At 44.9% G+C, this 19,363-nt stretch carries 22 protein-coding genes; all 22 read right to left on the reverse strand.

Annotated features, from left to right (window positions below):
* Window positions 1-346: 346 nt before the first annotated feature.
* Window positions 347-793, reverse strand: a complete 447-nt coding sequence (gene ndk / locus AWV70_RS06035; protein ID WP_060205207.1) for a nucleoside-diphosphate kinase — start codon at window positions 791-793, stop codon at window positions 347-349.
* Between the two features lie 88 nt (window positions 794-881).
* A complete protein-coding gene (locus AWV70_RS06040; protein WP_060205209.1) occupies window positions 882-1,856 on the reverse strand; it encodes a polyprenyl synthetase family protein in 975 nt (324 codons plus the stop codon).
* Between the two features lie 25 nt (window positions 1,857-1,881).
* Window positions 1,882-2,577 (reverse strand): demethylmenaquinone methyltransferase, encoded by a 696-nt coding sequence (locus tag AWV70_RS06045; RefSeq protein ID WP_060205210.1) that lies wholly within the window; start codon window positions 2,575-2,577, stop codon window positions 1,882-1,884.
* A gap of 18 nt (window positions 2,578-2,595) precedes the next feature.
* Window positions 2,596-3,330, reverse strand: coding sequence for a heptaprenyl diphosphate synthase component 1 (locus AWV70_RS06050; protein WP_060205212.1), 735 nt, complete (start codon window positions 3,328-3,330; stop codon window positions 2,596-2,598).
* Between the two features lie 45 nt (window positions 3,331-3,375).
* Entirely contained in the window at window positions 3,376-3,597 is a 222-nt protein-coding gene (gene mtrB / locus AWV70_RS06055; RefSeq protein WP_060205214.1) for a trp RNA-binding attenuation protein MtrB, read from the reverse strand.
* 71 nt (window positions 3,598-3,668) lie between these two features.
* Window positions 3,669-4,232 carry a GTP cyclohydrolase I FolE gene (gene folE / locus AWV70_RS06060; protein WP_060205216.1) on the reverse strand — a complete coding sequence of 188 codons (564 nt, stop codon included), beginning with the start codon at window positions 4,230-4,232 and terminating at the stop codon, window positions 3,669-3,671.
* Between the two features lie 271 nt (window positions 4,233-4,503).
* The gene (locus AWV70_RS06065) at window positions 4,504-4,776 is read right to left on the reverse strand and encodes an HU family DNA-binding protein (RefSeq protein WP_037561579.1); all 273 of its coding nucleotides are present in this window, start codon (window positions 4,774-4,776) and stop codon (window positions 4,504-4,506) included.
* 428 nt (window positions 4,777-5,204) lie between these two features.
* Window positions 5,205-6,683, reverse strand: coding sequence for a stage IV sporulation protein A (spoIVA, locus tag AWV70_RS06070; protein WP_060205217.1), 1,479 nt, complete (start codon window positions 6,681-6,683; stop codon window positions 5,205-5,207).
* 98 nt (window positions 6,684-6,781) lie between these two features.
* Entirely contained in the window at window positions 6,782-7,501 is a 720-nt protein-coding gene (locus tag AWV70_RS06075) for a hypothetical protein (protein ID WP_235588556.1), read from the reverse strand.
* Entirely contained in the window at window positions 7,498-7,713 is a 216-nt protein-coding gene (locus AWV70_RS06080; RefSeq protein WP_414714821.1) for a DUF2768 domain-containing protein, read from the reverse strand. Before AWV70_RS06080 ends, AWV70_RS06075 begins: the two co-directional genes overlap by 4 nt.
* 21 nt (window positions 7,714-7,734) lie before the next feature.
* Entirely contained in the window at window positions 7,735-8,754 is a 1,020-nt protein-coding gene (locus AWV70_RS06085) for an NAD(P)H-dependent glycerol-3-phosphate dehydrogenase (RefSeq protein WP_060205222.1), read from the reverse strand.
* An 80-nt stretch (window positions 8,755-8,834) separates the two neighbouring features.
* Entirely contained in the window at window positions 8,835-10,145 is a 1,311-nt protein-coding gene (der, locus tag AWV70_RS06090) for a ribosome biogenesis GTPase Der (RefSeq protein WP_060205224.1), read from the reverse strand.
* 305 nt (window positions 10,146-10,450) lie between these two features.
* Window positions 10,451-11,590: a 30S ribosomal protein S1 gene (rpsA, locus tag AWV70_RS06095; protein WP_060205226.1), complete on the reverse strand. Its 1,140-nt coding sequence runs from the start codon at window positions 11,588-11,590 to the stop codon at window positions 10,451-10,453.
* A gap of 80 nt (window positions 11,591-11,670) precedes the next feature.
* On the reverse strand, window positions 11,671-12,252 hold the full coding sequence (locus AWV70_RS06100; protein WP_060205228.1) for a lysophospholipid acyltransferase family protein: 582 nt from the start codon (window positions 12,250-12,252) through the stop codon (window positions 11,671-11,673).
* Window positions 12,249-12,926 (reverse strand): (d)CMP kinase, encoded by a 678-nt coding sequence (gene cmk / locus AWV70_RS06105; protein WP_060205230.1) that lies wholly within the window; start codon window positions 12,924-12,926, stop codon window positions 12,249-12,251. The genes AWV70_RS06100 and cmk overlap by 4 nt, the downstream gene beginning before the upstream one ends.
* A 392-nt stretch (window positions 12,927-13,318) precedes the next feature.
* Window positions 13,319-13,957: a flagellar brake protein gene (locus AWV70_RS06110; RefSeq protein ID WP_060205232.1), complete on the reverse strand. Its 639-nt coding sequence runs from the start codon at window positions 13,955-13,957 to the stop codon at window positions 13,319-13,321.
* Window positions 13,958-14,051: 94 nt separating this feature from the next.
* Window positions 14,052-15,338, reverse strand: a complete 1,287-nt coding sequence (locus AWV70_RS06115; RefSeq protein ID WP_235588557.1) for a PepSY1/2 domain-containing protein — start codon at window positions 15,336-15,338, stop codon at window positions 14,052-14,054.
* Window positions 15,339-15,397: 59 nt separating this feature from the next.
* Window positions 15,398-16,189 (reverse strand): spore cortex-lytic enzyme, encoded by a 792-nt coding sequence (gene sleB / locus AWV70_RS06120; RefSeq protein ID WP_201024320.1) that lies wholly within the window; start codon window positions 16,187-16,189, stop codon window positions 15,398-15,400.
* A 95-nt stretch (window positions 16,190-16,284) separates the two neighbouring features.
* Window positions 16,285-16,995: a glutamic-type intramembrane protease PrsW gene (gene prsW / locus AWV70_RS06125; protein ID WP_060205236.1), complete on the reverse strand. Its 711-nt coding sequence runs from the start codon at window positions 16,993-16,995 to the stop codon at window positions 16,285-16,287.
* Window positions 16,996-17,036: 41 nt separating this feature from the next.
* Complete coding sequence (locus AWV70_RS06130) at window positions 17,037-18,011, reverse strand: YpdA family putative bacillithiol disulfide reductase (RefSeq protein ID WP_060205239.1); 975 nt, start codon at window positions 18,009-18,011, stop codon at window positions 17,037-17,039.
* A gap of 44 nt (window positions 18,012-18,055) precedes the next feature.
* Window positions 18,056-18,829 carry a metallophosphoesterase gene (locus tag AWV70_RS06135; protein ID WP_060205241.1) on the reverse strand — a complete coding sequence of 258 codons (774 nt, stop codon included), beginning with the start codon at window positions 18,827-18,829 and terminating at the stop codon, window positions 18,056-18,058.
* A 207-nt stretch (window positions 18,830-19,036) separates the two neighbouring features.
* Window positions 19,037-19,363: LysM peptidoglycan-binding domain-containing protein (locus AWV70_RS23365; RefSeq protein WP_153009911.1), on the reverse strand; the 327-nt coding region annotated here is incomplete at its 5' end.

Genomic DNA, 19,363 nt, shown 5'->3' on the forward strand with positions numbered 1-19,363 from the left:
TTTGGGTGACAGAAGATCAAACAGCTGCTTCATTTGAAAGACAGGTTGTTTGCGCTTCATGTAATATCCCTCCTTACATTTGATGGTAATTACTTATACCATCAATCGGGGAAATGCAATCATTTATCCCTAAAATCTCTTAAGTTGACGTATATGAGCACGAGACTCCTGCGGGAAAAGCGTTAGCCGAAGACCCCGCAGGAGCAAAGCGACGAGGAGGCTAAGGCAACCCCGCGGAAAGCGAGTGCTGGAATGGAAAGTAACGGCTTAGTTTGAGAAGGATATTCTTTGTTCTACAATAAAAAATAGCCCCGCATTTGACTGCGAGGCTGTTTGTAGATATTGATTAGTTGATCCAGCTTACGATTGATTTGTCATAGCTGACAAGTTCTTCTTCTTTGAAGAACAGGTTGATTTCACGAACAGCAGATTCTGGTGAATCGGAACCGTGGATGATGTTTTTGCCAACAGTTACAGCGAAGTCGCCGCGGATTGTTCCTGGTGCAGATTCCTTTGGATTTGTTGCCCCCATCATCAAACGTGCAGTCGAAATTACGTTTTCACCTTCCCAAACCATTGCGAAAACTGGGCCGGAAGTGATGAATTCTACAAGCTCCCCAAAGAAAGGGCGCTCCTTATGTTCGCCGTAGTGTTGCTCAGCAAGCTCTTGGCTGATTTGCATCAATTTACCGCCGACCAATGTATAACCTTTGCTCTCGAAACGGCTTACGATTTCACCGATCAAGTTACGTTGAACGCCGTCAGGTTTAACCATTAAAAATGTTTTTTCCATTTATAAACACTCCTTCACGTATGTATGGAATTTTATCCTTACTGATCGTACCACTCAGATCACAATCTTTCAACTGGTATCCCTATGCTCAGAACTTTCTTTTTCCGAGGAAGTCCGCAATTTGCAGTAAAGCCTTCTTCGCGTCATTATCTGGCAGTGATTCCACTTCCGCAATCGCTTTCCTTAAATACATATCGCTCACTTGCTGCGATTTTTCAATCGCGCCTGATTCACGGATGTAGGCAAGCATTCGACTGCGCTCATCTTCCGTCAATGAACCATTGAAAGACCTGATCAAAAATGGCTGGAATTCGGAATCATCTTTTATGTATAGCGTAGGCAATGTCAAATGCCCATTCAACAAGTCACTGCCGGCAGGCTTTCCAAGCTTTTCATCAGTTGATGTGATATCGAGGATGTCGTCGACGATTTGGAATGCCATTCCTGCAAAATAGCCGAATCTTTTCAGCTTCCTGACAACTGCCGGACTGGCATTAGAGACAAGCGCCCCCAATTCACAGCTGGAAGAAAGCAATAATGCTGTTTTCCTTTTGATTCGACGCAAATAGTCGCGAAACGTCTGATCCATTTTCTGTTGGTATTCAAATTGAATGATTTCACCTTTACAGATCTCCAGCATCGTTTCAGCAAGCAACTGATGAACGGCCGGCATTTCAATTTCACCGATGGAAACGAGTGCACGCGAAAAGATATAGTCGCCGGTGTACATCGCAATCCGGTTATTCCACCTTGCCTTCACCGTCTCAAAGCCTCTGCGGACGTCGGAATTATCAATGACATCATCATGTACGAGGGACGCCATATGGATTAATTCCAGGGATACTGCCACTTTCGCCACATTTTCCATCGAATATTCACCAAACTTGGATGAAAGGATGACAAAAATGGGGCGAATTCTTTTTCCGCCTGCACGCAATAGCAGGAGGGAGGCTTGCCGAATGACCGGGGAAGAGGAGTCGACGGATCGTTCAAGCTCTTTTTCGATGAATGAAAGATCCTTTCGGAAATCTGCGTAAAGCGACATTAACTTCAATTTCTCCAAGACGATTACCTTCCCCTACTTGCGATTATTTGAACGCGATGTGCCCGGCTGCAGCTCCACCGCTATACTTCTTATAAGATACTTCCCGAAAACCTGCGTCTACGAACATTTGTGCAAGTTGCTTTGTTCCCGGAAAATCATCCGCCGATTCTTGGAGCCAAGAATATTCTTTGTAGCTTTTCGCGAAAAGCTTTCCGAATAAAGGCATGATGTACTTAAAATAAAAACGGAACAATTGACGGTATACCGGTATTTCAGTTTGCGACGTCTCCAAGCATGCAGCCATGCCGCCCGGCTTCAGTACGCGGTTCATTTCCTTCAGAACTTGTCCATAATCTGGAACGTTCCGCAGACCGAATCCGATCGTCACATAATCAAAGCTATTATCTGGGAACGGCAATTCCATCGCATTCCCTTGAATAAGATCAACGCTTTTGTACTTGGCGACTTTTGGCCTTCCAGACGCAAGCATGCTTTCACTGAAATCGAGACCGGTCACTTTGCCATCCGATCCGACAGCCTCGGCCAGCGCAATCGTCCAATCTGCCGTGCCGCAGCAAACATCCAAAGCACGGGATCCTTTTTGGACTTTCATGCGGCTCATAATATCATTCCGCCATTTTTTATGTTGATTGAAACTGATAACGGAATTCATCTTATCATAATCAACAGCAATTTTCTCAAAGACGTGATGGACTTTCTCTTCTTTGGACGTCCCCATATGTCTTCCCTTCTTTCTCTAAATAGGCCTGCCTAAGAGCGGCGCTGCAAACCTATGGATTTCCTGCCTTAAAAACGGGGTTAAAAATCCGGCTTCCGCAAGCTGTTTTTGCAACCTCGAAGTTAGAACGGAAATGGCATCTTCAACATCGGCCTTTTTGATCCTATTTCCTGACCACACTTGCTCGACCTCCGGATCTTTCATCAACTTCCTGAAAAACCAAATAAGACCCAATGCCGTTTCAGTGATTTTCGAATAGCTTGTAAAACCATACCTTTTTTGGAACTCAACGATACATCCCGATTCTATGCTGATCATCGAGTCGATAAGCGACTCGACTCCGTCAGAAGCTTCCATCAGCAGATCCGTTTTTGTCTCATTTATGTACCCGATCATTTCCGACATGGCCGTGATGAGCCTGAAATCCGGAATCGATGACAATAATCGGTAATGATTTCCACTGAAATGATCCCCGGAAAGGACCATAAGTTGCTGTTCCTTTGAAGTCGCATCCAAGATATCCACTCTGTCATGCATGTCGAAGGCCGCATGTACAGCGCCCACTGCAATCGCAGATATATTCAGCTCAGAGGTCCATTCCTCGTTGTTCAACATAGGTAGAAGGAGGAAAAACGCCTTCGCTTCGTCAAGTGGCATCTTCCCAAGATCCCTGTTTAATATAGGCTCTTGTATGGAATCTTCGACTTCGCTTATATAATTTTGAATATATCGATTGATAGTTTGTCTGTCCATCTTCGGTTCTCCATTCAAAGACCATAAAAGTAGGGTCCTGTATGTCTATTCTTTTCCATCGCTGTAGACAATACCATGCGCCGAGTGGATTTCGGCTTTGCCACGGATTTTCATGGCAGACGTATGCTCAGTGAATTGGGCAATCATCACTTCCCCACGATCCAACTTTTCGGTGTGATGAAATTTTGTATCATTGCCCCTCGTCAGACCGATGACATTCACTCCATCTTCTTGTGCTTTGATCATGATAAAATCAGGTTGTGACATATTTTCATCTCCTGTCATCCATATACATCCCATCATATCATAGAAATGAATTGATCCGCAAAGGCATCAGATCACTTCAGAAGAGACAGAATTTCTGCTCTTTTTACATCGTCATGCTCGTAAATTCCACGCGCAACAGTTGTTACTGTTTTCGCACCTGGCTTTTTAATTCCTCTCATCGTCATGCACATATGTTCTGCTTCGATAATGACATAAACGCCGATTGGATTCAGCATGTCCATCATTGCATTTGCAACAGTGGATGTAATTCTTTCCTGCAGTTGCGGCCGTTTGGCAGTCGTTTCGACAGCTCTTGCCAATTTGCTGAGTCCCGCAACGACTCCGTTACGTGGTATGTATGCGATATGTGCATGTCCAAAGAATGGAACAAGATGGTGCTCACACATTGAATGGAACGGGATGTCTTTCACAAGAACCACTTCATCGTGATTCTCATGGAATACCGTTTCAAAATATTGTTTTGGATCTTTATGTAGTCCTTCGAAAACTTCAGCGTACATTTTCGCGACCCTTTTCGGGGTTTCGAGCAGTCCTTCCCGCTCGGTGTCCTCACCTATTGCTTCAAGGATCATCGAAACGGCTTTTTCTATTTTACCGAGATCCACTTCTGTCATACAGACTTCCTCCTCACCCAATCTAATGCTATTCCTTCAAAGATAGTAGCATACTCGCACGGTTACGTACAGCGAACGCCGTTACGAAGAACGGCGTTTGCGAGCACAAGCGCAGCGTTGCGAGCAAGATTTGTAGGTTGCCGCCTGAAACGGAAAGCAACGGTGTATTATGAGTGACTGTTTCTTTTGTTCTTCATATATACATAAAAGGAGCCCGTCCGCTTTTTTGTCGTGACGACATTGCGGAGGGGCTCCTATGTAAACTTAAAGATTACTTAACAGCATCTTTAAGCGCTTTACCTGCTTTGAACGCAGGAACTTTGCTTGCTGCGATTTCGATTTCTTCGCCGGATTGTGGGTTGCGTCCTTTACGAGCCGCACGCTCACGTACTTCGAAGTTACCGAATCCGATCAATTGTACTTTATCACCATTTGCAAGTGTCGATTGGATTGTATCGAATACAGCTTCAACCGCTTTAGTAGCATCTTTTTTCGTCAGACCTGCCGCTTCGGCAACTGAGTTGATCAATTCTGTTTTGTTCACACCATTCACCTCCTCTCAAAGGTTGTCTTACCATTTCTTTGTCCAGCTGCGGACGCCAGAGGCTCGGGTCATAAGTCAAAGCCGCTCTGTGGCAAAAAGCGCCACGCCGCATCTTCGCCTTATGCCTGAGGCCGGCTGGATGCCGGTCATGCAGTCGTTGCCGCAGGACGCGGCGAATTTAGACTGCGAACCTCTACTAAGCAGGCGCCCTCCGCTTTTCTTTACTGTAAAAAGAGTATCATACCTAAAACCGCGGTGCAACAATATTATCAGCGTTTCCAAGGCTTTTTCGGTTTATTTCACAAAAAAAATAAAAGACCCGTCAAAAACGGATCTTTTTCTGAAAAAACATGGTATTTCACTTGACATATCAGGCTTTACCCCTCGTTAAAGAGGTCGACGAACTTTCCTCCGACAAAATACTTATCTTAAACGATAAATGTGATCATGCCTTTATTTCCGTCGTTGACCATTTGCTCGATTGTTTCTCTAAGTCTTTTCCTAGCGTTTGGTGGAACGGAGGACGTTTTGAACCGTATGCTTTCCTTCATCACTTCATGCAACGGCGTGCCGAAGAGCTGTGTCTGCCATAGGGCGTCACGGTCGTGCAGATAAGCATTCTTCAATTCCTTCAGCAAGTGATGGCTATGGAATTCCGAGCCGATCAAAGGCGAGAATTCCGCGTCCATATCGATCCGGATAATATGAAGGGACGGGGCTGCCGCCTTCATGCGTACTCCGTAGAAATTATCCTGCTTGATAAGCTCCGGAGGGGATGGCTGGAAATCATCGATCGTAGGCAAAGCGACTCCGTAACCGCTTTTCTTGGCGGTTTCAATCGCTTCTGCATACATATCATATGATTTTTTAGCTTTGACAGCATCTTTCACAAAGAGCAGCCAATCTTTTTTCGTTTTCATTTCCTGTTGCATAATCCCTTCGCAAACTTCGCGGAATGCCTGCTCATCCATTTCGATATTGACGGTCGCTTTCCCTTTCCCTGCGTCGACATCGACGACTTCAGCATGTCTTACATACTTTTCATCCTTCAAGCGTTCGGCCAGCTCTTGTACTTTTCGGATCTTCGATGCAACGAGGAACCCTTCATTGATGACGTTATCGATCGCTGCATTCAATTCATGGTCGGCCCCTAGCACATCCATCCAATCTGGTTTTTGCACTTCGATATCCGTGATCGGGAATTCGTACAAAGCTTCCTTGAGAATGAGCTGGATCTCCTGCGCGTTCAATTGGTCGGCACTGATCGCGATGACAGGAACTCCATGCTTTTCGTGCAGCTGCGCTCTTAATGCGCCCGTCTTTTCATGAGCGGGCATCTTCGAATTCAGGACAATGACAAACGGCTTGCCAATTTCTTTCAGCTTGCCGACAATTTCCTCTTCGGCCACCTCCGCAGCCGCTCTTGGAATATTGTTCACCGTCCCATCCGTCGTCACTAGGATTCCGATTGTAGAATGGTCCCGTATCACTTTGTCCGTGCCGATACGTGCAGCTTCCTCGAAAGGGATCGGTTCATTATGCCAAGGTGTATGGACATATTTCGGACCATCCTCATCCTCATATCCTTTCACTCCATCAATTACATAACCGACACAATCCGCAAGCCTCACTTGAAAGGAAAGCTCCCCCTCCCCGATTGAAACTTGGGTGCCTTGCGCTGGAACGAATTTCGGTTCAGACGTCATGATGACCGGACCTGGCGAGCTTTGAGGCAATTCATCTTGCGCCCTTGCCCTATCGCCCGCATCCGTCATATTCGGTATGACGACCTCCTCCATCACCCTTTTAACAAAAGTCGATTTTCCCACACGAACAGGGCCGACCACACCTATATAAATATCCCCGTCCGTTCTCCTAGCCAGATTTTCATATAATTCCTCTTTCATACTTAGCCCTCCTTTTTTCGCGCATATTAGTTTATGTAAATGAAAAACGTTTCATGCTAAAAATGCATGAAACGTTTTGATATACCCTATGAAGTTAGTTACCTCTTCATGAAAACAGGTTCATTTTTTTCATTTACCGTGTACGGCAAAGAATAGGCAGGCAAAATCGGATAAGAATCGGACAGAAGATAACGGATATCTTCCCCCTCTTTCACGTCAGGCTTTTCCTCCTGAAGAATCCTGTTCAGGTCGATGGAATAGTCGACATAAAAATGCCCATCCCCACCGACTACTATCGGAAGCAAGGCGTCAGAATAAGGACTTTCAACCTTTAATGGCTCCTTGAACCCCATCGCTTTGAAATCGATTTCGTACACATTCTCCCCGACAGACTCTTTGAAAGGGAGCTTCCCGTTGATATGCCGTTTAAGATTCAAATCACGGATTCGCTCAGCGATACGCAAATCGACTAGTTTCACAGTCGGATTTTCCTCAACATCCATAAGGACATATTGATAAATGCCACCCGTTTCATAAGCGTTGGAAGGGATTTTTTCAGTATATGCAGGGACTATCTTGGAAAATTCAATCGGGTATTTTATGTACAGATCCGTTTCCTGCTCCCTCGTTTTGATAGGAAGTAGTCCTCCATTATTTTCCTTGTAGGAGTTCACGGCTTTTTGGATCAACTCTATTTGATCTTCATAAGGGTTTTCCCTTACAGCCTTTTCTTCACCTTTATACATGCATCCAGATAGCAGAAGCAAAGTTGCAACTACTGAAAAAAGAAAAACGGATTTTTTTTGGATCATCTTCATCCCGCTCCTCCTGTCGGCCCGCTGAATACTAGGTACACCATTGCGAAAAACGAGAATATCAATAATGAATATGCGATAAGGGCAAATAAGAATTTTAATAATCTATTCGAAAGCTTATGTCTACTTACGTAGATGAGCCCCATGGAAATAGCCATGAAACCCATCGCGTAAAACGATAGCCACATTTTATCCAATGAGGACAAATGAATCATCCTTTCATGTCTCAGAACAACTTATTTGAAAAAGATATCTTCAATCTCCTGTTTTTTCATCCTGCTCATGAGCTGATCGACAGCTTCCTTCGGCGGGATATTATCGAAGAGAATCGAATACAACGCCTCTGTCAATGGCATAGACACATCATATCGCTCGGAAAGTTGATGTGCGGCTTTTGTGGTGCGTACACCTTCAATGACCATTCCCATTCCAGAGACGACTTCGTCCAGTGACTTCCCTTGGCCCAATAGATTGCCCGCCTTCCAATTCCGTGAATGGACGCTCGTACAAGTTACGATCAAATCTCCAAGACCGGTCAAGCCCGAAAACGTAAGCGGATTCGCTCCCATCTTCATGCCAAGTCTAGTAATTTCCGCTAAACCACGCGTAATAAGCGCTGCCTTGGCATTATCTCCATAGCCAATGCCATCTGAGATTCCTGCAGCAAGGGCGATGACGTTCTTCAATGCAGCCCCAAGTTCCACACCGACCAGATCATCATTCGTGTAAACCCGGAAGTATTGATTCATGAATAGATCTTGCACATGCTCTGCAGCCTGTTGGTCGAAGGAAGCGGCCGTGATTGTGGTCGGATGACGAAGAACAACCTCCTCGGCGTGACTAGGACCTGAGAGCGCAACGATCGCCTTCCTCTTGTCCGTCGATATTTCCTCTTCGATCACTTCAGAAATCCGATTTAATGTATCCGGTTCTATCCCCTTGGAGACATGAATGATCAGCTTGGCATTGTTTGCAAGCTGATTTATTTCGGCACAAAGATCCCGAATCGCTTTTGTCGGAACCGCGATAACAATTATATCCGAATGATGTACTGCCTCTTCCAAATCAGATATCGCCTGTAGATTAGCAGGCAATGTAATGCCAGGCAAATACGATTCATTCGTATGTTTTTCATTGATTTCGGCAGCCTGTTCCGTTCTTCTCGTCCAAAGCAGGCAATCATGACCGTTTTCGGCAAGGACGAATGCAATTGCAGTCCCCCAGCTACCTGCCCCGATCACTGACACTTTTTCCAATACATTCACCTCATTATCAATTACGAAATCACTATAGCTGACGCTTCGCTTTCAGCATAAAAAATTGCTCGTTATGTTCATCAGCTTCTTGCACGTGTAATTAGTCGGATTGGAGTCCCTTCGAACCCGAAAGATTCCCTTAGGCGATTTTGCAGAAATCTTTCATAGGAAAAGTGCATCAATTCCGGTTCGTTGACAAAAACAATAAAGACCGGTGGCTTGACCGCCACTTGTGTCGCATAATAGATGCGCAGTCTGCGGCCTTTATCGGAAGGGGCAGGATTGCGTGCGACAGCATCCTCGATCACTTCGTTCAGCACGCTTGATTGGATGCGCAATGCGTGGTTTTCACTAATCATTTTTATTTGATCGAACAATGTCGTGACACGCTGCTTCGTCTTGGCAGAAACGTATGCAATCGGCGCATAATCAAGGAATAAGAAATTTTTACGGATATCTTCATTGAAACGGTTCATCGTTTTATCGTCTTTTTCGACAGCGTCCCATTTATTCACAACAAACATGACGCCTTTTCCTGCTTCTTCCGCATAACCTGCAATCCGCTTATCTTGTTCACGGATCCCTTCCTCGCCATTAAGGACAATTAACACAACATCCGATCTGTCAATCGCTTTCAGTGCGCGTAAAACACTGTACTTCTCCATGTTCTCATATACTTTTCCTTTTTTCCGCATCCCGGCTGTATCGATGATTTTATACTTCTGACCTTCAAATTCGTAGGAAGTATCGATTGCATCTGTCGTCGTTCCAGCTACATCGCTGACAATGACCCGATCTTCTCCAAGCAAAGCGTTCACAAGAGATGATTTGCCGACATTCGGTCTCCCGATCAATGAAAAACGGATGACGTCATCCTCTATAGCGTCTTCCCCTGGTTCCGGAAAACTTGCTGCAACAGCATCCAGCAAATCGCCGAGCCCGATTCCATGCGATCCGGAAATCGGATACGGATCGCCAAAACCGAGTGAATAAAAATCGTAGATCATATCGCGCATATCTGGATTATCAATTTTATTCACCGCTAAAACGATAGGCTTCTTCGTTTTGTAAAGTATCTTGGCAACATGCTCGTCAGCATCGGTTACGCCTTCTCGCCCATTTGTCAAAAAGATGATGACATCTGCTTCTTCGATGGCAATTTCAGCCTGTGCCCTAATTTGCTCTAGGAAAGGCTCATCACCAATATCAATGCCGCCTGTATCGATCAAATTAAAATCATGCGATAGCCAATCTGCCGAGCTGTAGATCCGGTCCCTCGTTACGCCGGCTACGTCCTCGACGATTGAAATACGTTCTCCAACGATCCGGTTGAAGATTGTCGACTTTCCTACGTTCGGTCTTCCGACAATCGCTACGGTTGGTTTACTCATTATTAAACACCCTTCCAATATATCTCTTGTGTATTATACAGAACAAAAGCGAAGGGCGCCAGCCTAGTCCCGACAAGCGCAGGAAGACATGCCCGAAAGGCGCTCTTTGCCTTTTTGGCGGAAGGAAGGCAGTCTAAGACCGTCGCTTCCTGCGACAACGACTGCATGACCCGCATCGTGCGGGCCCAAGCGACTCGAGGGACTGGCGCCCGGAGTCTAGACGCAAAAAAAGATGATGATGCCTATGTAAGCACCATCACCCATCCAGTTGCGTTTCATTCGTTTGTTCGATAATTTGACAAATATTACTCAGTGAATTTTTTCAATTGGTCCCCGATGACATCGCTCAACGAGAAGCCCGTCTCTTCTTTCATTTCATAATCGCCGAATGTTTCGGTTTCTTCCTTCTCAAGAAGGTCTTTAATGCTAAGGGAAAGCCGTTTCTCCTCCGCATTCACGTCGACAACTTTCACATCGACTTTTTGGCCTTCCTCAAGCACCTCATGTGGCGTTCCGATATGCTGGTGGGAAATCCGTGAAATATGGACGAGCCCTTCCACTCCCGGGAATACTTCAACGAACGCGCCATAAGACACGAGACGTTTCACAGTACCTTCAAATACAGAACCTTTCGGCGCTCTCTCTTCGATGTTTTCCCACGGTCCAGGCAATGTCTCTTTGATGGATAATGAAATCCGTTCCGAATCACGGTCGACTGAAAGGACTTTCACTGTCACTTTTTCGCCTTCTTTCAAGACATCGGACACTTTTTCGACATGCTCATGGGAAAGCTGTGAAATATGAACCAACCCGTCTACTCCGCCGATATCGACGAATGCTCCGAATGAAGCGATGCGTTGGACCGTTCCTTCAAGCACTTGCCCTTCTTTCAATTCTTCAAGGACCTCATCTTTCTTGCTCGCCTTTTCCTCTTGAAGGACAGCACGATGGGAAAGGATAAGACGATTTTTCTCCTTGTCCATTTCCACGATTTTGAATTCCATCGTGCGCCCTTTATAGTCTTCAAATGATTCGACGAAATGGTCTTCTACAAGTGAGGCCGGGATGAATCCTCGAACGCCGAGATCGACGACAAGGCCACCTTTCACGACATCCTTCACTTCTGTTTCTATCGTTTCTTGATTATTGAATTTCTCTTCAAGGGAATCCCATGCGTTTTCCGCATCGACTTTCCGCTTGGAAAGGACATAATTTTCATCTTCCACTTTCGTGATGATCAATTCGAGCTCATCCCCGACTTGAACTGCGTCGGATGCTTTTTCAATGTGGAGACTTGATAGTTCACTGATGGGGATGACACCATCAAAAGGCGCTCCACTAATTTCGATCAGTACGGATTTGTCTTCGATCTTTGTCACATTTCCAGTGACGCGGTCACCTTCTTTATATCCGTTCATTTCATCCAAATTCATTTCTTCAGTCATATGTAGTCCTCCTCCATAATGAATCCTATCTCTATATTATTCGAATCGATGCATAAAAACAAAAAATTACCCTTATTAATTTATTTATGCTGTTCCAAAAGGATGCGGATTTCACTCATGATGACTTCGGTCACTTCTTCCGCAGACGCCTTGCTTTCCCGGTACGGCGCCATATCTATCGGTTTCCCATAAATGACCCGCAACGTCCGAAATGGCTTATAAGGACCTATGATAGCACATGGCACTACATCAGCATCTCCTTTTAATGCAAAGAAGCCTGCGCCAGCAAGCCCTTTACCAAGCTCACCGGTTTTGCTTCTTGTCCCTTCCGGAAACATTCCAACTACATTGCCGCCCCGCAACAGTTTCAAGGCCTTCCTGAATGCTTCACGATCACTCATGCCTCGCTTTACAGGAAAGGCATTCACTTTCGGGAGAACTGTCTTTAAAAGGGGAACGTTGAATAGTTCCTCTTTCGCCATGAAGTGTACTGTCCGTGGACATGTCATGCCCACGACAGGCGGATCTAGATTATCGATATGGTTCGTACATAGAAGCACTCCGCCTTCAGATGGGAAATTCTCTTTGCCGATCACTTTGACTCGGTAAAGTGGATAGAATATCGTACTGACAAGAAATTTGCCGAAAGGGTATAGATTCATTTTTCCATCCTCATTTCTGCCAGTTCTATCACTTTATCGACCACATCGTCGATAGACATAGAAGTCGTGTCGACAAGAATGGCATCATCCGCTTTCTTGAGCGGGGACACTTCCCTTTCACTGTCGGCACGGTCGCGCTTTTCAATATCATCTTTCAGACTTTCAAGGGAAGAGTGGATTCCGCGTTTTTCATTTTCCTGAAAGCGCCTTTCCGCCCTTTCCTCGACAGAGGCAGTCATGAAAATTTTCAAATCCGCCCCCGGAAGCACTGCAGTACCGATATCGCGTCCATCCATGACAACGCCGAAACCGTTCGCAAGCGCTCGCTGCTTATCCACCATCATCCTACGAACCGTCGGATGTGAAGCTACTTTGGATACAGCTCCCGTCACTTGCTGGGACCTGATTTCGTTTGAGCAATCGACTCCATCGACCCATACAGCTTGGCCTCCTTTTTCAGGAATCAATAGAATTTCGGTATCCATTAATAAATCCGCCAAATCGTTATCACTATCCATATCTATGTCCGACAGGATCGCTTTATGCGTCAAAGCGCGGTACATCGCACCTGTGTCGATATAAGTGTAATGCAATTTCTGAGCAATCCTTTTTGCAATCGTACTTTTGCCTGCTGCGGCAGGTCCATCAATTGCAATGCTAATCCCTTTTAACATATCATCTACCCCCGAATTCAATTCGAAAACATTGTATCACAATCCAGCTCCAGGTGGCAGGTGCTCGGGTCATAAGTTTAAGCTGCTAGTGGCAAAGAACGCCACGTAGCATCTTCTCCTTATGCCTGTCGCACCTAATCGCCACCTTCCGCTTTTTACCAATCCAGCTCCAGGTGGCAGGTGCTCGGGTCATAAGTTTAAGCTGCTAGTGGCAAAGAACGCCACGTAGCATCTTCTCTTATGCCTGAGGCCGGCAGGAAGCCGGTCATGCAGTCGTTGCCGCAGGACGCGACGCACTTAGACTGCGAACCTTTTGCTATTCGCCACCTTCCGCTTTTTAAACAGAAAAGGGAAAAGTCCTGAACAAAAAGGACTTTCCCCTACGCAGTGCATCACATTTCATTCCTGGCAAGCAATTGTCTTTCAAAGCAGAAACGAATGATGTTCTGCCTATCCGTCGTATCTATTTTAGCAAATTGCATGGACGCAATCCGGCGGTCGTTTTTTTCCCAAATCCGTACCGCTTTCGCTTCGGTCCTGATGTATTTTATATCGTCGTTGACAAAAGGCAATGCAATTGTTAACCGTACACTTTCTGCATCTTCGAATGAATCATCCTCACCGATATTTAGCGCTATTCCTCCTGCACTAATGTCCTCAGCTACGAATTGCTGGAAAACCCCTTCATAATCAACTGCTACATCAATTGCAGTCTCGACCCGTACAAATTCGCGCCTTTGTATTTTGATCAGTTGATCATCCCCGGGATAGGTCAATTTCAACATAGGAATCCCTTTATTCAATCGGCCTGTCACTTCGGCACGATATGCATAGGACATTTTGTTTTCCACGAATGTTACGAGCAGCTGTGTCCCATCCATAAAGAAGGCGGTTTTGCCCGTCTCCATATGGGCCGGATAATCAATCATCACAAATTCATTCCCGAAGTCGACCACTTTGCTTTTATATTTATCGCCTGTTTCAGTAAAATCCTTATCGATCGTCAACGCTGTGCCAATTGAAAGACGCATTGGAATACACCTACCTTTACAAGATACATCTATTATGTCATGGGTAGGCATAAATTCCAATATGGAAGTTCAGTACATTCGAACCATCCCTTCGTCATTCAAGCTTTTCTGTTTTGATGACTTCCAATGTTTCGGTGTCGATAATTACATTATACGTTCCTGTATGGCCATGTTCGTCACGTGTCACTTTCAAATAGTGCGCCAGTCTTTGTTCCAGCCTTTCATTCTCGACATAAGCAAGTTCATCCTCCACTATTTGTACGTCTTGATGGAAGAATTCTTTCCAATCGATTTTTTTGATTGACTGTCGATGGAGCTTTTCTTTCCGTATATATTCTGATGCATCCAAGCCGATGATATCACCAGTGTCCTTCGCTAGTTTCAAATGGATCACATCCGAGAACACTTTCGCATCATAGAATGGCTCTTTTCTGACAAACACGAAATGCCATGCAGTATTATTTTCTCTGGATTCTTCATAGACAAGGTCTTTATACCCCGCTGCCTTCAGAAATTCTTCTGCAGTCATTTTCAAATCCTCAAATGCGACAGACGATTTCCCAAACGGCCTTTCAGAAAGATAGGAAAGAATATGCCCCCCTTTTTCAGTTATGTCAATGTATCCTATGGACTCTCCATCAGCAAAACGGATATGAAAGAACGGATACGGGGAGCCGGGCTTGCTCATTTCTACACCAACAACATCATTCGAAACTTGCGGAAATATGGTCTTGAAACGTTCCACTGCTTCAGCCTGCGTCACTTTCGCTTCGTCAATGTCTTTCAATTCCCTCTTCTTCATAGCATCCGACTCACTGGCAGTCAAAGGAAAGTCTGTTTCTGTGTATTGCTTGATGGAGGATCCCAAATTGGACCAATCAACATCGGGATTCGAGGCATTGAGTCTATTGTTCCATTCATCCATTGAATACTGCCCGTCGATAAGCCCCGCAGTTGCTAGCCTCCAATCATCCTGCATGACCCCTAAATTTTTTGAGGCCTGTGACATCACTTTATAATACTCCTCAGAATCGGGTGATCGATCAGCCTCACGGGCATAATTGCCAATTCTCCCCAAGTAGTTCATCCATGAAGTCGAAAAAGCTGTGTCCAATGGCAATGAAGCGACTGAGCGCCTAATATCCGAAGAGAGTCTCCAAATATCTTCCCTTGCTTTTTTCGAACCTTCAGAATGGTTGAAGAGGAGCGTTTGTTTTACCGCAGAGTCAAGCTCACCCATTTTGTCTGAGGCATCCGCCATTTGCTGGGCATATTGGTTACTTAATAAAATAGCCAGTTTATTATTTTCCGTCGCTTTCGAAAAGGCGAAAACTGAAACTACGACTAACGCATAGGCAAGCACAAACATCATTTTTTTCATAGTCAATTTAAATAGCCCTTCCTGTCAGAGCCATTTGCAATCCACCTTTCACGTAGCCATTAATGGCAAAAAATATGCAAGCCGATTTTCTTAACTTGCGGTCTCGACCAGATCCATTTACTTGTAGCGGTTATCGGATTGAAATAATAAATGGAGTTTTCGGAAGGATCCCAACCATTCAATGCATCAAGAACCGCTTCTTTCGCCCGTTCATTCGGCTCCAGCCAAATTTGTCCGTCAGCTACCGCGGTGAAAGCTAAAGGTTGGAAGATGACGCCACTGACCGTATCAGGGAAATCGGGGTGTTCCACCCGGTTCAAAATTACAGCCGCAACTGCCACTTGCCCCTCATAAGGTTCTCCCCTCGCTTCACCGTAGACTGCATTTGCCATAAGCTTCAAATCCTCTTCGGAATACTTGGACGGCAAATGCATATTCTCTTTTCCGCCCCCGCCTTTTTTCACTTGGGAGGCTAATGGGGTTCCTCCATAATGAGTGAACTGATTCCCTTTCTTCAAATTATCCATTACAAATTTTTCATCGTACGATGATGCTGATGTCAACTTCTTTTTCGTTTGAGAGCCTGCAATCCCATCTATAGGCAATCCGTATTTTTCTTGGAAATTGCGCAAGGCCCAATAGGTTCCATAACCGAATTTCCCATCGATTTTACCATTATAGAAACTGATGTATTGAAGCCTCGCCTGAAGTTCGATTACATCATCTCCCGTCGCCCCTCTAGCTATATCGCGCGAGCTGAACGCATCAATTTCAACAGGGGAAGTTGCATAGACAGTTCCAAGCAGTAATGCAACAGCCAGTATACGTATCAATAATTTCTTCAAATTCATACCCTCCTTTCCTTCAGTTTGTCCAAACAAATTCTTTTTATTATCCCGAGTGCATAAAAAAAGATCCGGCTCTTGGCCAGATCTTCTTCTGATTGTCATATGCTATCATTCTTATTTGATAAAAAATTCATCTCATCATGAGCTTTCTTCCTGAATTGCTGCATCGCGAAAGTGTGGGCGAATTTCACACGCGTCAATCCGAACCACCATAAGTAGAGCATGAAAGGAATAATCAAGTATAAAGAGATATCATTCACACCTAAAATTGCATTGTAAATCAGATGGAGGATGAACGGCGCAAAGAAGGCGAAGAAAAGCATGCCTTTCCGATTTGCCACTGTTGTAAACTTTGCCCTTCCCAAGTAATACCCCATAACGACACCGAACAGCGCGTGACTCGATACGGGTAGTAGAGCCCTTAGGAAAGCTGTATCCAATCCAAAGATGAATAAGTAAAGGATATTTTCCACGGTTGCGAAACCGAGCGACACGCTTGCACCATAAAGGATGCCATCATATGCATCTTCAAATTCCATATGCTTGAATATCGCGATTAACAAAATGAGCCATTTGAAGAACTCTTCAATCCAACTGGTGAAAATCGCATTGCGAAAAAATTCATTCGGTATAATGTTCTCCTCTTCAAAAACGTGCTGTATGAACATGATCGGAAAGGTCATCATCGCTCCATATATGAATGTATGGAACAATGTTCGCGAAGGCTCTTTAGCAATCTGCTTCCTCAAATAGAAATAGCTGAAAAGCGCCAAACCCGGCGCGATTGCAACTGTCAATAATATGATCATTACTAAGCGGCCCCCTTCCCTGCCATACTAACGCACTACCATCATTTACAATCTTTTGGAATCGATTCAATATGTTCTGCTATCAACCCGCCGTGCCAACGTCCATTTTCTATGAAAATCTCGTTTGAATTATTTCCCGCAGCAATCACACCTGCTATATACAAACCTTGAATATTGGATTCCATCGTGTTTTCATCAAAAACAGGCCGACCGCTTTCCTCATCGACACGAATACCCATGCTTTTCAAAAAGTCATGGTCTGGATGATAACCGACCATTGCAAATACAGTATCATTTTCAATCGTCTGACGTGCCCCGTCTTTTTCGAATGCAACCGAACTAGGAGTTATCTCGACGACATGCGAATCGAAATGCATATCGATTTCACCGCTTCGAACCAAACTGTCAAAGCCCGGCAAGATCCACGGTTTGACGCTTGGAGAATAATTTGATCCTCTATAAATGACGGTTACCTCGGCCCCCGCGCGCGCCAATTCGAGTGCAGCATCCACAGCAGAGTTCTTGCCACCTATGACGACCACCTTTTGACCGTAATACGGATGAGCTTCCTTGAAATAGTGATACACTTTCGGCAAAGAATCACCAGGTACACCCAACGTATTAGGATTATCATAATAGCCTGTTGCAACGATGACAAACCTCGCTTTGTAGCTCGCAAGATCGGTTTTCACCGTGAATATGCCATCTTGTTTCTCCACCGATTCAACTTTTTCAAAGCTATTAATAGTAAGTTTTTTCAGTTCTGCCACTGTCCGGTAATAGACGAGTGCATCATTCCTTTTCGGTTTTTCCTTTGCGGTTATAAAAGGGATATCTCCTATGGATAGCTTAATGCTCGAACTGAAAAAAGTCTGGTGGGTCGGATAACGATAAATCGAGTTAACAATATTCCCTTTTTCAATAATGAGTACATCCAAGCCTATATTCTTCAATTCAATAGCGGCAGAGAGACCACATGGCCCCCCGCCGACAACAATTGCGTCTTTGTATATCAATTTTCATCAGTCTCCTTACAATCGTGCGCACCATGCTCCGTAATTCAATATTTTATCGTAATGACATGGCTTTCCGGAGCTGCCCCAAAACGCAGCGGGACCAAGGACGTGCCATATCCATTACTGATCAATCTCGCTTTTCCGTCTACTTCGTTGAACTGCCCCAAAGGGTGTAATGCAAACCTGCCAAGTCTGATTTGTCCTCCGTGCATATGTCCCGCAACCATCAGTTCAGGATTGCAAAACCTTTCCACTTTACGGAATAACGATGGGGTATGTGTGGCGACAATCAAATAAGTGTACTCCCCCACATTTTTCAAGGCAGCGTCGACATCTACATTTCCGCTGGAAGGATCATCAGTACCGCAAATCCCCCAAAGCGGATGGCTTTCGATCATCGCATCCGCATTTTCCAATATCTTGCCGCCGTACTTTTCAATAATCGTACGGATCCCTTCTTCGCCGACTTCACGGTCATTATTGCCCCAAATGAAATAGATCGGAGCAAGCTGCGCCAGTCTTTCCACGTTCTGGTCGATGGAGGAAAGTGAAACCCCGCCTTCAGCGAGATCTCCACCAATAATGACGATGTCAATCTTCCCAAACGATCGTACTTTTCTTAACAAGTGTTCATCAATCCGCCTTCGGTGAATGTCCGAAATGAAATAAACGGACAACTCTTTGCCTTTCAGGCCATCGTTACGAACGGGATACGAATGGTGAATGACATTCTTCCGATGTGCATAAAAGAACATATATGCAAGGATACCCGTGAATATCCCTGAGATGCACGCTAAACTCATCAACACATTTTTCATTTTACACCTGCCATAAAGTGAAACTTCAATCAGTGATAACTGATTGTGTAGTTGAACCAATCGGGCATTTACTGGCTGTTGATCCCCCACTTTTCATTTGATTTCTATCCACACCCTGAAGCGGGGATCTCACAGCCAGTTAATGCGGGATAAAAAGAAAAAGGCAAAGAGACGCCTTTGCCTTTCCTTCCATTTCTTTGGAGTCTATCAAGGAATAATCAATTTTTGCCCCGTCATAATATTATTGGATGAAAGACCGTTCGCTTTTTTAATCTTTTCAATTCCGGCATCAGAACCGTAGTAATTCATCGAAATCCGATACAGGGTTTCATTTGGTGCGACAATATGCGTTTTGGCTTTCGTATTATTCTCGGCTTTCGGTTTTTCTTCCACTTTCGGTGTTTCGGTCTTTTTCGGAGCTTCAGTCTTTTTTGGAGTCTCCTTCTCAACTGCCGGCGGGTGGACGCTTACAGGCGGTTTTTTGGACTCATCCTTCTGATTTGCAGAAGTTCCCTTATCAGCATCTCCATTTGC

Source organism: Sporosarcina koreensis (genome assembly GCF_001531445.1).
Lineage (GTDB): Bacteria > Bacillota > Bacilli > Bacillales_A > Planococcaceae > Sporosarcina > Sporosarcina koreensis_C.